The following is a 13162-nucleotide window of genomic DNA, read 5'->3' as shown; positions in this document are numbered from 1 at the left end:
CGCTGTTCTTCTGCGTCTCGATAATGCAGGCATTGAACGTGAGGGCCGCTGGCTTGTTCGTAATATCAGTCTCGATCTGCACAAAGGTGAGATTGTCACGTTGATTGGCCCCAACGGCTCCGGCAAAAGCACCACCGCAAAGCTGGCTTTGGGCATTCATAAACCCGATGAAGGTCGTGTTACGCGGGAAAAAGCGCTGACGATCGGCTATGTACCACAGAAAATCAGTATTGATCCCAGCCTGCCACTGACCGTTGAGCGCATGATGTGCATGACAAAGCCGCAGAGCAAAGCGACAATCGATGATGCCCTCGCTATGGCGGGCATCCCCCATCTTATAACTGCGCAAATAGCGCATTTATCCGGCGGCGAATTTCAGCGCGTTTTGCTGGCGCGCGCTTTTGCCTGTAAACCTGACCTGCTGGTGCTTGATGAACCGCTGCAAGGTGTCGACTTTGCCGGTGAGGCAGAACTGTATGAAAGAATTGCCGGTTTTCGTGATCAAACCGGCTGTGGTGTGCTCATGATCTCTCATGACCTGCATATTGTTATGGCGGCAACCGATCGCGTTATATGTCTTAACGGGCATATTTGCTGTAGCGGAACACCGGTTGATGTTGCTGCGAGCCCTGAATATGCAAAATTATTCGGGCTCAGAACACCGCGCGGACAGGAAATACCTACATCGATAGCGGTTTATACCCATCATCACGATCATATGCATCTGGCAGACGGCCGCGTGCAACATACTGATGGCTCCGTTACGGATCACTGCCACCATGATGATGGCTCTGCTCATCATCATGCCGATAAAGACGAGCACAAACATGTTTGATGATTTTTTCCTGCGCGCCATGTTGGCCGGTATTGGCCTTGCGCTCATCACAGGGCCTGTCGGCTGCTTTATCGTGTGGCGACGTATGGCTTATTTCGGCGATACAATGGCTCACTCTGCCCTGCTCGGCGTTGGCCTTGCGATGTTGTTTGATCTCAACATTATGATATCGGTGTTTATTATTGCTCTCGCCATTGCCATGCTGCTTGTACTGCTCCAGCGCCGCAATACGTTATCTGCTGATTCACTGCTCGGAATACTGTCTCATGCAACATTAGCATTTGGCCTTGTCCTTGTGGCCTTCATGACATGGATTCGCTTTGACCTGATGTCGCTGCTTTTTGGCGACATCCTTGCCGTCTCTACCGCCGATCTTGCGGCTATATATATAGGCGGGGCGTTTATTCTGGCAATATTGACGAAAATCTGGCGGCCGCTGCTCGCCGCAACCATCAGTGAAGATATTGCGCGGGCAGAAGGATTGCGGCCAGAATTCTATCGTACCATTTTTATGATCCTTCTGGCCTTTTTGATTGCTATCGCCATGAAAATTGTCGGGATCCTGCTGATTACAGCTCTACTGATCATACCGGCTGCAACCGCACGGCGTTTTGCAGTCTCACCGGAACAAATGGCTGTTTATGCCGCCATCATTGGCGCCTGTGCTGTTATTGGCGGTCTGTTTGGCTCTCTGAATTATGACACCCCGTCAGGACCTTCTGTTGTTGTGGCTTCTGTGCTGTTTTTTGCTATAAGCCTGCTACCATGGCAAAGATTACAACGTACAAATTTACATAAGCCTGCACAAAAGGAGACTTCGTTATGACCAGCCACGTGCACATGACATCCCTACCGGTATCATCCAGGGCTCCTAAACTGACACGCAACCAAAGCCTCGTATTGGAAGCGCTATCAAGAACTGAATTTCCGCTCAGCGCCTATACGATCCTTGATCAGTTGCGTGACGAAGGTTTTCGCGCCCCGCTTCAGGTGTATCGTGCACTCGATAAACTGATAGAATACGGATTAATCCACCGCCTTGAAAGTTTGAATGCTTTTATCGCCTGCGCACATCCGCACCATCAGGAGCACGGTCACCTGCATGGTATTGCGGCCTTTGCCATTTGTGACCAGTGCGGGCAGGCATCTGAGTTTTCAGAACCAGCCATTGAAGACTGTGTTCAGCACTGGACGCAGCAAAATCATTTCCACCCAACCAAAACCACGTTAGAAATTCGCGGTCTTTGTGCAACCTGCGCCCATGCGTAACAATTCAGCTATCATTAGAAAACCCCGCATGGCTTGATACAATACGGGATTTTAGCAGTTCAAATTTGTAAATGAGAAATATCGGGCAGCGGAATAATACCAAGTGACATAGCAACCGCCACAGCAGATGTGCGGTTTGCACAACCTAGTTTAATTTTAGCATTTTGCAGATATGTCACCACAGTCCAGCGGGCGATATGAAGAATTTCCGCAATTTCACCGTCTGTTTTGCCGCGCGCAGCCCATTTAAGGCAGTCCATTTCACGCGGCGTTAATGCGACGAGTGATTGCACTTCTTTTTTATGTTGCGTGCAATTATTGACAGCAGACAGTATCGTTTCATGCAATTGAGCGGAGGCTTGCAGCAATTCCTTCTCCAGCAGACGAATAAGCTCGCAGGCCTTTAATCCATTATTGTTTTCAAAAGTAAAAATCGTATGTGCATCACCTTTACCGCTCAAATCATGCGTCACAATAATAAAGTTATTACCTAATCTGTGTGCACGAATATCGTCTACCAACCCCTGCAATGCAGGCACAACCTGCTTTTCATTATAAATTTCACTGATAGTCATCCCGCCTTTTGTTTTACCATCTGTCCATTTATGATGAAAAAGCGGATCAATTTTAAAGTAGTTTTTAGCTGCATAATTGGCGACCCAATTCGCAGGGGCTGTAGAGATAACAGTCATAAGACTATTAATATCGGTTTGATTATCCACCAGCCGGGGCGTGATATGTGTGAGATGCCGGCATGACAGACGTTGACGTACGGAGAGACACGCTTCCAGAATTGATGAGCAGTGCTCTTTACCAAAAAAACTGTTTTGAAAATCCGGGAAATGGATGAGTTCAAATTCCATAGAAAAATTCCGTTTAAAAATCTGCAAGACTGGCGAAAATAAAACAATAAAATGAGCAAATATGAAAATGATTCGAAAGCAAAAACGCGCGAATATTATTTTATAACCTTTATATACGTTTTAAATGCAGCAGAAATACCCCTGCCTCAACTTGTCGCAAACAGAATAGAACAAACCCTGCCTGCATATCCTGTAAATAGAATCAATCTGCATCAAAACGGTCGACGAAAATATTGTTTTTGAAAAAATTTCGAAAACCAAGGTTCACAATAATAGACGAATTAGTCGACTTTTACTATATTTTTCATATTTGCCCCAGTCCTTCATTAAAATGGTTTTCAGGCTGCACACAACCACCAACTAATTGCCCATTACAATTATTCTATTTGCGACCTTAAAAATATGTATAGGCAAAATAAAAAATAAATACGCATTTCAGCAAACATAACAATGCGCACCAAATAAAAAACAATATATTCAAAGCGTTAAGTATTTTATAGTTTTTTACACATTTGCAGTGCTTCAAGTTATAACAATCAATTGATTGCCATATAAAAACATGGTTCACTTGCCAGTGGTTTAAAGAAAACGATAAATGTCATGCAAATTACACAAGACATGCTTATCGAAAAAATGCGCGGCTGCCCGAAATGAGGCATCCCGTAGCTTTAATGGGGAGTATGACAATGCTATCGACAACAACACGGGTCCTGTCTTTGACAACAGCCCTCGCTTTTGCCGGCACCACGCTTTCAGTAGCTGCGCCGTCAGAAGAGCTGATCGCTGCAGCTAAAGCTGAAGGACAGCTAACAACTATTGCTTTGCCGCATGATTGGTGCGGTTATGGCGACATCATCAAGAGCTTTAAAGATAAATACGGCATTCAGGTCAATGAACTGAATCCGGATGCAGGCTCGGGTGATGAAATCGAAGCGATCAAAGCCAATAAAGACAACAAAGGCCCACAGGCGCCTGATGTGATCGATGTGGGCTTCACTTTCGGCACCACCGCCAAGGCAGACGGCCTGTTGCAGCCTTATAAAGTATCAACATGGGATTCAATCCCTGATGATGCAAAGGATGCAGAAGGCTATTGGTACGGCGATTATTACGGCGTTCTGGCCTTTGAAGTAAACAAAGACATCATCAAAGATGCGCCGCAAGATTGGGCTGACCTGCTTAAGCCTGAATTTGCAAATGCGGTTGCTCATTCCGGTGATCCGCGTGCATCAACACAGGCAATCTTGAGTGTTTATGCTGCTGGTCTTGCACAAGGTGGCAAACCCGGTGAAGAAGCCGCACAAAAAGGCCTGGAATTTTTCCGCGACGTTAACAAAGCCGGTAACTTTGTTCCTGTCATCGGTAAAGCTGCATCATTGGCACAGGGTTCAACACCAATTGTTATCCGTTGGGATTATAACGCACTCGCCGACCGCGATACGCTGAATGGTAATCCGGAAGTTGAAGTCATTATTCCTAAAACCGGTGTGGTTGCCGGTGTTTATGTTCAGGGCATCAGTGCTTATGCACCGCATCCAAATGCTGCCAAACTCTGGATGGAACATCTCTATTCCGACGAAGGCCAGATCGGCTATCTCAAAGGCTATTGCCACCCGATCCGCTTTAACCAAATGTCTAAAGATGGCCTGATCCCACAGGATCTGCTGGACAAGCTGCCACCGGCAGAAGCGTACCAGAAAGCTGTTTTTCCTTCACTGGAAGAACTCGACAAGTCGCAGGCTGTTATTACCAAGAACTGGGATAGCGTTGTCGGCGCCAATGTGCAGTAATCTGAACATTTAAGCACACGAATATGCTTCGGAATATTTCACAATATTCCGAAGCCGTTTTATAAATTCTGTGTGCCGGTTCGTTTACGAAGATAAATCTAACAGCTGATCAGTTTCACTCTTTGCTGATAACGTCTTGCAGATTTTACCGTTTCAAGCTGCGGAAATCTCAACCCCGCAGAATAAAAAAGCAAAAATCATATGAGCCTCACCAGTGATGGTCTGACATCTGATATGCCACCGGTACAGCGCCGAAAACGCCGCTTGCCGCTTGAATGGCTCGGTGTCGCGCCTTTTTTCATCTTTGCAATTCTGTTTCTGCTCTGGCCCACAATGTATCTGGTTGTAGGGGCATTTCAGGATAATCAGGGTAATTTTACCCTGCAAAATATTATCGATTTGTTTGAACCGGGCATAATGAGCGCCTATTGGGTGTCGATCAAAATCAGCTTTGCCTCCGCATTGGGTGGCGCGATTATCGGCTCTTTCATGGCCTGGGCGATTGTACTCGGCAAATTACCGGGATTTTTACGCCCGACTGTGCTGACATTTTCCGGCGTTGCATCCAATTTTGCCGGTGTACCGCTGGCTTTCGCGTTTCTTGCCACACTCGGACGCACAGGTTTCGTGACGATTTTGCTGCGGGACTGGTTCGATTTTAACCTCTACTCCACCGGTTTTAACCTGCTGAGCTTCTTTGGGCTTACCCTCACTTATCTGTTTTTCCAGATTCCGCTGATGGTTTTGATTCTGACCCCTGCTCTTGATGGTTTGAAAAAAGAGTGGCGTGAGGCATCTTCAATTCTAGGTGCAACCACATTTCAATATTGGCGTTTGGTTGCGTTTCCAATTTTGTGGCCAAGCCTGCTCGGCACCAGCCTTTTGCTGTTTGCCAATGCGTTCGGTGCCATTGCGACAGCCTATGCTTTGACCGGTTCATCGCTCAATATTGTACCAATTCTGCTCTATGCGCAGATCCGCGGCGATGTTTTACATAATCAAAATCTTGGCTACGCTCTGGCATTGGGTATGATTCTGATCACCGGAATTTCCAATCTGCTCTATATCTGGCTGCGCATGCGTGCAGAACGGTGGCAGAAATGAAGCTGAAATATTTCATTCCCAAAACCCTCGGTGCATGGATCGCCTTTCTGATCGGCGCAATTTATTTTGTTGTTCCGCTAATCGGTACATTTGAGTTCTCTCTGCGCATGCGTCGTGGCGAATATTCGCTTGATGCCTATCGCGCGGTGCTCACTGACCCTAATTTTCAGGCAACCTTCGGCTATTCGATTATGCTGGCGATTATGACCATCATTTTTGGCGTATTGCTGGTGGTGCCCACGGCCTATTGGGTCAGGTTGCGTATGCCTTATTTACGTCCCGTCATTGAGTTCATTACGCTGATGCCGCTGGTGATTCCGGCTATCGTGATCGTGTTCGGTTATTTGCGTATTTATAACTCATCATCATGGCTGCCATTTACGGGCTCCACCACAGCAACCGATCTTTTGCTGATGTTCGGTTATGTCACGCTGGCACTGCCATATATGTATCGTTCAATCGATACTGCCATGCGCACCATTGATGTGCGCACCCTGACAGAAGCAGCTGAAAGCCTTGGCGCAGGCTGGGTCACTATTCTGTTTAAGGTCATTTTCCCGAATGTATTGTCCGGCGTTATGAGTGGCGCCTTCATTACCTTTGCCATTGTGATCGGTGAGTTTACCCTTGCCTCTCTGCTTAACCGTCCGGCATTCGGGCCATATTTGCAGCTTGTCGGCGCTAACCGCGCTTATGAACCTTCGGCATTGGCAATCATTGCTTTTGGCATCACCTGGCTGAGCATGATCATGCTGCAGCTTGTCACCCGCTTCACCAAGTTTAAGACAGCAGGCAATTAAGTCATGGCTTTTCTCAATATTAAAAATCTCAAAAAAAGCTTCGGCACCAATACTGTTGTCCATGATTTCAGTCTTGCGGTTGAAAAAGGCGAGTTTGTTTCATTCCTCGGCCCGTCCGGTTGTGGCAAAACCACCGTATTGCGTATGATTGCCGGATTTGAAACGCCTGATCAGGGCATGATTGAAATCAACGGTAAGGATGTTGTTGATCTCAAACCCAATCAGCGCAATATCGGCATGGTATTTCAGGCCTATGCGCTGTTTCCGAATATGACGGTTGCGCAAAATGTGGCTTTTGGCCTGAAAGTTTCAGGCAAGCCGAGAGCTGAAATTGAGGCGACAGTCAAAGAAATGCTGGAATTAATCCGGCTTGAGCATCTGGCAGACCGTTTTCCTTATCAGATGTCCGGCGGGCAGCAGCAACGCGTGGCACTTGCCCGTGCTCTGGCAACCAAACCGCAAGTACTGCTGCTGGATGAGCCTCTTTCGGCTCTGGATGCTAAAATCCGCATTTCCTTGCGTGAGGAAATTCGTGCTATTCAGCGTAAACTTGGCATTACCACTGTTTTCGTGACCCATGATCAGGAAGAAGCGCTGTCGATTTCCGATCGAATTGTAGTGATGCATGAAGGCAAGGCAGATCAGATCGGCTCGCCATTCGACATTTATAACCGTCCGGCTTCACGGTTTGTGGCATCCTTTGTTGGTACGCTGAATATGTTAGAGGCCACAGTTAATGATCCCCATACCAACCGCATTGATCTGGGCGGCAACCTGATAGCGCTGCCGGAATCGCTCGCAGCCTATAACAAGTCGGATGCGATAACTCTGGCCCTGCGGCCGGAAGCTGTCAGTCTTGAAGCGTCAGCTGCACGCAATAGCAGTGTTGATGTAATTGTACAGGATGTGCACTTCTTAGGGTCGGTTATCCGTACCCGCGTTACGCTTGGCAATAACCAGCTGTCATTTGACAGCTTCAACAATCCCACTGTCCGTCCACCGCAATCCGGGGACAAAATTACGGTGCATTTTGCCAGCCACGATTTGCTGATACTCGGAAAATAATTAAAAAGCCCGGTATTTTCATACCGGGCTTTTTAATTGGTGCTTAAAGCGTTTGTACTTTTCTTTGAAGCAAGAAAACCGGTTCCCACTTTTCCTGAAACTGCTCTAGAGCGGGTAACGATCAGATTGGATCGCAGCGCTCGCTCTAGATTTTAGCTTTTTCGCATTGTCTACCTCTCAAGTTGATTCAACTTGAGAGTGAAATGCTCTAGATAAATCAATCTAAGCCATCACCCCACGGCCCGTGAAAATCACCCTGTTGATCAATGCGTTTAAAACCATGCGCGCCAAAAAAATCACGCTGCGCCTGAATGAGATTGGCTGAACCGCGCTTTTGCCTGAACGCATCAAAATAACTGATAGCTGAGGCCAACGCCGGAACAGGAATCCCCATCGTAATTGCTTGAGCTACAATCTTGCGCAACCCTTGCGATGCAGCATCCATCTTTTCAATAAATGCTGGCGCAAGTAACAGGCTACCAGTGGCATCCTGACTAAAAGCTTCGCCAATTTCATCAAGAAACTGCGAACGAATAATGCAACCGGCGCGCCAAATACGCGCAATAGTCGCCAGTGGTAAACTCCACTGATGCTCCTGCGAGGCCGCAGCCATAACGGCAAAACCCTGCGCATAGGCAACAATTTTTGCCGCAAGCAAAGCCTCCTCCAGAGCGTCAATCAAAGCGGGATCGGCTTTAAACGTGGAGCCTGCAACCGGTTCACCATAGGCCGTAGCCATTTTTTCACGTTCAATGATCAGTGACGAGATTGAACGGGCAGCAACCGCCGCTTCAATGCCGGTTGCTGGAACACCAAGAATTTGCGATTCAATGGCCGCCCAGCGTCCGGTTCCTTTTTGTCCGGCTGCATCAAGAATAACATCCGGTACCGGTTTACCAGTTGCCGGATCAATGGCTTTCAACACCTCTGCGGTAATCTCAATCAGATAAGAATTAAGCGCACCCTTGTTCCAGCGCTCGAAAATTGCTGCAATCTCTTTTGCTTCAAGATGGCATGCATCACGCAGAATGCCATAAATCTCGGCAATCATCTGCATATCCGCATATTCAATACCGTTGTGAACGGTTTTGACAAAATGGCCAGCACCATCAGGCCCCATCAAGGCACTGCACGGCTCGTCATTATAGCGCGCAGCCACAGCATTGAGAATTGGCTCAATACGCGCATACGCTTCCTGTGTACCGCCCACCATCATCGAAGGGCCGTTGCGTGCGCCCTCTGCTCCGCCAGAAATACCCATCCCCACAAATGTCGGATCATTTTCATTGAGTGTATTTAAACGGCGCATAGTGTCGCGATAATCAGAATTACCTGAATCAATAATGATATCGCCTTTTTCAAGAAAGGCTTTCAACTTTGCCATTTCGCTATCAACCGGCGCGCCGGCTTTAATCAGCAAAATTATCGGACGGGGTTTGGTAATATTTTCTGCAAGCTTTTCCATGGTCTCACACGGAATGATGCGCGCCTGCAAAGCGCCCGCTGTCGCATAAAATTTTTCAAGAACCGGTGCCTCGCGATCATAAACGGCAATACGATAGCCTTTTTCGGCAATATTGAGTGCCAGATTAGCTCCCATAACGCCAAGCCCGATTAATCCGATATCTGCGCGTTGCATGCTGTCTTCCCTATGATAAGTTTTGTCCGGCCAAACGCCGGACATCTCTCATATAGGCCGGACATTTCTTACATAAATATGTCAAAGCCAATTACATTCAAGCTGTTTCAGCCTGAATACATGAAATTCCAACAAACCTAGCTAAAGCCGTCACTAGCCGGCCAGCGCCTGCGTGCCGGTTACAAGCTTGCCCGTGGCGATCAGCAGACCGCGAGCACCAGTCAGATAACCCGGCTGCAGTTCAAGCGCTAAAAAACGATGGCGCTCAACAGGGCCCGGCATGGCAAGCGCATCGGTTTTACCTCCGGCAAAGCCAAAGCGCGTGTAATAATCCGGATCACCGACCAGCAAAATTGCCTGATGACCGAGCTGTTGCGCAGTCGCAATCGCCTGTCTCATCAATGCCGAGCCAACGCCGCGCCCGGCCAAAGATGTTTCAACCGCCAGCGGCCCCAGCAGCAAAGCCGGAACTGCCTGCCCTCCGGCTGTTTTACCGGCAGAAATATGCCACAGCCGCACAGTGCCAACCATAACACCATTGTCATCACGCGCAATTAGCGCCAGCCCTTCAGCTGGCAAACGTTTGCGGCGTAATTTTTCTGATGATTTGCGTTTACGCCCCTCACCCATCACACGATCGAGCAAGGCTTCGCGCTCTGCAATATCCGCCGTTGCTTCCAAAGTAATGGTAAAGGAAACAGGCGCAGCTACATGCGCTTTTTCAAAAACAGGCATCCCGATTAAAGCAGTCATCGTCATGAGACAAGCCAACCTTGAGACAGATGTGGTTTATTCCACGCTCACAAACAATTCCACAGGAAGTATTCATACAAGACGAAGATAAACACAAAGATGGAAAATATTTGTGACAGCAAGTGATTAATCATCACCGGAATAATGCCGCGTCTGAATATATCATTGCGGGTGGTTTATGCGCGCCGTTTAAGACGCGCATAAATCTCAGATCACATAAGATCGCAGCGGCTCAAAACCATTAAAAGCCACAGCGGAATAGGTTGTTGTATAGGCTCCTGTGCCTTCAATCAGCACTTCATCACCAATCGTCAGCGATACCGGCAGCGGATAAGGTGTTTTTTCATACATCACATCAGCACTGTCACAGGTAGGGCCTGCCAGAACACAAGGTTCCATAGCATCACCATCGCGTGGTGTTACGATCTTGTAGCGGATCGCTTCATCCATGGTTTCAGCAAGGCCACCGAATTTACCAATATCGAGATAAACCCAGCGGTCATCACCTTCCGCTTTGCGCGAAACCAGAACCACCTCGGTTTTGATCACGCCGGCATTGCCAACCATGCCACGACCCGGCTCAATAATGGTTTCCGGCAAACGATTACCAAAATGACGGCTGATTGCATCGAAAATGGCTTCGCCATAGGCCTGTGCAGTCGGAATATCTTTAAGGTAACGGGTAGGAAAACCGCCGCCCATATTCACCATGCGCAAATTAATGCCTTCCAACGCCAATGCATCAAACACAGCCTTGGTATCAACCAAAGCACGATCCCATGCAGTCAGGTCGGTTTGCTGCGAGCCAACATGGAATGAAACGCCGTAAGCATCCAGACCAAGCGCGCTTGCCGCACGCAAAACATCAACAGCCATTGCAGGCACACAACCGAATTTACGCGACAGCGGCCATTCAGCACCCGCACCATCAGCAAGAATACGGCAAAAAACGCGAGAACCGGGAGCCGCACGGGCTACTTTCTCAACTTCTTCCACGCAATCAACAGCATAAAGGCGAATACCATAGGCATAAGCGCGTGCAATATCGCGCTCTTTCTTGATGGTATTACCATAAGAAATGCGGTCGGCAGTTGCACCGGCATTCAAAGCCATTTCAATTTCTGCAACCGAAGCTGTGTCAAAATTCGAGCCCATCGAGGCGAGCAGCGACAACACCTGCGGCGCAGGATTTGCCTTTACCGCATAGAAAATGCGGGAGGCTGGCAAAGCCTTTTCAAAATGTTCGTAATTTTCACGCACAACATCGAGGTCAACGACAAGGCAAGGGCCTTCCGGACGTCGGGTGGCAAGAAAGTCGATAATGCGCTGGGTAGCCATCCTGATCTCCTGTACTGCAATCTGCAGTTAAAAAGCCGCATCTTATTCTTTTACGATGCGAAAGCCTGCGCCCGACGTGATTTCACGTAAGGTTGAGCATGATTTCAAAGGACTGAACACCTGTATGCCGCCCTATGCGGATACCTGTCTTCAGGGGACAAAGTGCCTGATTGCGAAATGAATCATCCTTGCGCGAAGCCAGCCTTTGGAGATACCGGAAACACGGGACAAAATACTCGCAGATGGATAAACGCCTGATCAGCGTTTCTCCGCTTTGTCTGCCTTGGCTTGGAATGGGAAATCCCGGTTCCGCACTTAGGGCAATGAAGGTGTGCCTCTTTGAGTTTCCGACCTGTGGAGAGCCGAAAGACACCAGAAAGGCCCGCACCGTCGTTGCTTCAAGGTGTCCTCGATCCGGTGGTTGGCCATCAGATCGACTGGAGCGGTTAGGTCCAGTTTACCGTACCGGTTCATTCTCCATTTAGAAGACCGGCGGACACCCACAGGCACGTGCGACTTTGGGCAAGCGCGATATAAGCCGAATTATGTGTCCACACAATGACAAAAATGCATCGAATTGATTTTTTTTGGTTAATGAATAGTTTCTTCATACCAAATACGCTGCACTGCTTTATGAATCATATGAAAACGTGCTGTTTCAGCGGTCCAAAGTCGGAATCACTTTGAACTTGCAGAACTTATCAGGCTGGCAAATACGCGTGGAGTGCCTGTATTTATGGAGGGTTGCCTATGGACAGACTGACAAGGATGCGCGCTTTTATCGATGTTGTGGAAGCTCAGGGTTACTCTGCCGCAGCACGTAAAATCGGTCGCTCAAAAGCGCTGCTTTCCAAATATGTACGCGAGCTTGAAGATGATCTCGGTGTGCGTCTGCTCAACCGCACCACCAGACAGTTTTCACTAACCGAATCAGGTGACACTTATTATCATCGGGCTGTGGAAATTCTGCGTGAGCTCGACGATCTTCAGGATTCCATTTCTGAAAGCAGCGGCGATGTGCGCGGTAAAATCAAACTCAGCGCACCGCGAAGTTTTGCTGATGCATCCTTAGGCATGTCACTGATTGATTTTTGCATTGCGCATCCCGAGATCTCGCTGGATATCAGGCTGGATGACCGTTTCGTTGATCTGGTTGAGGAAGGCTTTGATCTGGCCATCCGCATTACCCGCCTGCAGGATTCCTCGCTGATCGCCAAGCGGCTGACAGCTTTTCATACTGTTGTGTGCGCCTCACCCGACCTGATTGCCCGTTTCGGTACGCCGGAATCACCTGAGCAATTGCATGAAATGCCCTGTATCGTCGATACCAATAGCCGCTCGCGCAATAATTGGCAGTTCCGCAGTCAGGATGGCTCCATGATGGTGGTCGCGGTCAAAGGGCCGCTTGAGGTCAACAGCCCGCTCACAACAATGGCCGCGACCATTAAAGGCTTGGGCTTCAGCACGCTGCCACATTTTGTAGCCGATTGTGAGATTGAAAAAGGCACGCTGATACCGGTTTTGCAAAATTTTATGCCCAATGATGGCGGTATTTATGCAGTTTATCCGCATCGTACCTATCTGCCTGCCAAGGTCAGAGTGCTGGTCGACTATCTGGCAAAATGGTTCAAAGACAATCCGGGCAAGCAAACACCCAAAAAGCCGGTCTGAACTTACATTTCCACATGTACTGTCGTAGTTTCGCC

General features: G+C 48.3%; 12 protein-coding genes (1 of these 12 cut by a window edge). 8 read left to right on the top strand and 4 right to left on the bottom strand.

Annotated features, from left to right (window positions below):
• The 3 genes in view from MP213Fo_RS11525 to MP213Fo_RS11515 are tightly spaced (each overlapping or abutting the next) and all read left to right on the top strand, a layout consistent with a single transcriptional unit that may run on beyond the window.
• Positions 1 to 835, top strand: partial view of an ATP-binding cassette domain-containing protein gene (locus MP213Fo_RS11525; protein ID WP_421089143.1) — the 3' portion only. It extends 50 nt beyond the left edge of the window; the window shows 835 of its 885 coding nt (coding positions 51–885); its start codon lies off the left edge, out of view; it ends in the stop codon at positions 833 to 835.
• On the top strand, positions 828 to 1661 hold the full coding sequence (locus MP213Fo_RS11520) for a metal ABC transporter permease (protein ID WP_421089142.1): 834 nt from the start codon (positions 828 to 830) through the stop codon (positions 1659 to 1661). The genes MP213Fo_RS11525 and MP213Fo_RS11520 overlap by 8 nt, the downstream gene beginning before the upstream one ends.
• Positions 1658 to 2104, top strand: coding sequence for a Fur family transcriptional regulator (locus tag MP213Fo_RS11515; RefSeq protein WP_421089141.1), 447 nt, complete (start codon positions 1658 to 1660; stop codon positions 2102 to 2104). Before MP213Fo_RS11520 ends, MP213Fo_RS11515 begins: the two co-directional genes overlap by 4 nt.
• 59 nt (positions 2105 to 2163) lie before the next feature.
• Here MP213Fo_RS11515 and MP213Fo_RS11510 read toward each other — a convergent pair whose 3' ends face one another.
• A complete protein-coding gene (locus MP213Fo_RS11510) occupies positions 2164 to 2967 on the bottom strand; it encodes a LuxR C-terminal-related transcriptional regulator (RefSeq protein ID WP_421089140.1) in 804 nt (267 codons plus the stop codon).
• A gap of 686 nt (positions 2968 to 3653) precedes the next feature.
• On the opposite strand from MP213Fo_RS11510, the gene MP213Fo_RS11505 reads away from it, so the two are divergent.
• The 4 genes from MP213Fo_RS11505 (at position 3654) to MP213Fo_RS11490 (ending at position 7726) form a co-directional block, all read left to right on the top strand.
• Complete coding sequence (locus MP213Fo_RS11505) at positions 3654 to 4757, top strand: ABC transporter substrate-binding protein (RefSeq protein ID WP_421089139.1); 1104 nt, start codon at positions 3654 to 3656, stop codon at positions 4755 to 4757.
• A 234-nt stretch (positions 4758 to 4991) separates the two neighbouring features.
• A complete protein-coding gene (locus tag MP213Fo_RS11500; protein ID WP_421091124.1) occupies positions 4992 to 5861 on the top strand; it encodes an ABC transporter permease in 870 nt (289 codons plus the stop codon).
• A complete protein-coding gene (locus MP213Fo_RS11495; protein ID WP_421089138.1) occupies positions 5858 to 6661 on the top strand; it encodes an ABC transporter permease in 804 nt (267 codons plus the stop codon). The genes MP213Fo_RS11500 and MP213Fo_RS11495 overlap by 4 nt, the downstream gene beginning before the upstream one ends.
• A gap of 3 nt (positions 6662 to 6664) precedes the next feature.
• Positions 6665 to 7726, top strand: a complete 1062-nt coding sequence (locus tag MP213Fo_RS11490; protein WP_421089137.1) for an ABC transporter ATP-binding protein — start codon at positions 6665 to 6667, stop codon at positions 7724 to 7726.
• Positions 7727 to 7943: 217 nt separating this feature from the next.
• Here the strand turns inward: MP213Fo_RS11490 and gndA are convergent, their stop codons facing one another.
• From gndA to MP213Fo_RS11475, 3 genes are all read right to left on the bottom strand, one after another.
• Positions 7944 to 9365: an NADP-dependent phosphogluconate dehydrogenase gene (gene gndA, locus MP213Fo_RS11485; RefSeq protein WP_421089136.1), complete on the bottom strand. Its 1422-nt coding sequence runs from the start codon at positions 9363 to 9365 to the stop codon at positions 7944 to 7946.
• 153 nt (positions 9366 to 9518) lie between these two features.
• The gene (locus MP213Fo_RS11480) at positions 9519 to 10118 is read right to left on the bottom strand and encodes a GNAT family N-acetyltransferase (RefSeq protein ID WP_421091123.1); all 600 of its coding nucleotides are present in this window, start codon (positions 10116 to 10118) and stop codon (positions 9519 to 9521) included.
• A 207-nt stretch (positions 10119 to 10325) separates the two neighbouring features.
• A complete protein-coding gene (locus tag MP213Fo_RS11475) occupies positions 10326 to 11456 on the bottom strand; it encodes a type III PLP-dependent enzyme (protein WP_421089135.1) in 1131 nt (376 codons plus the stop codon).
• Between the two features lie 750 nt (positions 11457 to 12206).
• Here MP213Fo_RS11475 and MP213Fo_RS11470 point away from each other — a divergent pair.
• Positions 12207 to 13127: a LysR family transcriptional regulator gene (locus MP213Fo_RS11470; RefSeq protein ID WP_421089134.1), complete on the top strand. Its 921-nt coding sequence runs from the start codon at positions 12207 to 12209 to the stop codon at positions 13125 to 13127.
• Positions 13128 to 13162 lie beyond the last annotated feature (35 nt).

It is taken from the genome of Pseudochrobactrum mosebachae, from assembly GCF_048914685.1.
Taxonomy (GTDB): domain Bacteria; phylum Pseudomonadota; class Alphaproteobacteria; order Rhizobiales; family Rhizobiaceae; genus Pseudochrobactrum.
This window is presented reverse-complemented; position numbering and strand designations above follow the sequence as displayed.

Excerpts from the sequence above, each read along its gene's own strand:
- MP213Fo_RS11500 (WP_421091124.1), top strand. The coding sequence starts at position 4,992 with ATGCCACCGGTACAGCGCCGAAAACGCCGCTTGCCGCTTGAATGGCTC.
- MP213Fo_RS11490 (WP_421089137.1), top strand. The coding sequence starts at position 6,665 with ATGGCTTTTCTCAATATTAAAAATCTCAAAAAAAGCTTCGGCACCAAT.
- MP213Fo_RS11495 (WP_421089138.1), top strand. The coding sequence starts at position 5,858 with ATGAAGCTGAAATATTTCATTCCCAAAACCCTCGGTGCATGGATCGCC.
- MP213Fo_RS11520 (WP_421089142.1), top strand. The coding sequence starts at position 828 with ATGTTTGATGATTTTTTCCTGCGCGCCATGTTGGCCGGTATTGGCCTT.
- gndA (WP_421089136.1), bottom strand. The coding sequence starts at position 9,365 with ATGCAACGCGCAGATATCGGATTAATCGGGCTTGGCGTTATGGGAGCT.
- MP213Fo_RS11475 (WP_421089135.1), bottom strand. The coding sequence starts at position 11,456 with ATGGCTACCCAGCGCATTATCGACTTTCTTGCCACCCGACGTCCGGAA.
- MP213Fo_RS11510 (WP_421089140.1), bottom strand. The coding sequence starts at position 2,967 with ATGGAATTTGAACTCATCCATTTCCCGGATTTTCAAAACAGTTTTTTT.
- MP213Fo_RS11480 (WP_421091123.1), bottom strand. The coding sequence starts at position 10,118 with ATGACTGCTTTAATCGGGATGCCTGTTTTTGAAAAAGCGCATGTAGCT.
- MP213Fo_RS11470 (WP_421089134.1), top strand. The coding sequence starts at position 12,207 with ATGGACAGACTGACAAGGATGCGCGCTTTTATCGATGTTGTGGAAGCT.
- MP213Fo_RS11505 (WP_421089139.1), top strand. The coding sequence starts at position 3,654 with ATGCTATCGACAACAACACGGGTCCTGTCTTTGACAACAGCCCTCGCT.
- MP213Fo_RS11515 (WP_421089141.1), top strand. The coding sequence starts at position 1,658 with ATGACCAGCCACGTGCACATGACATCCCTACCGGTATCATCCAGGGCT.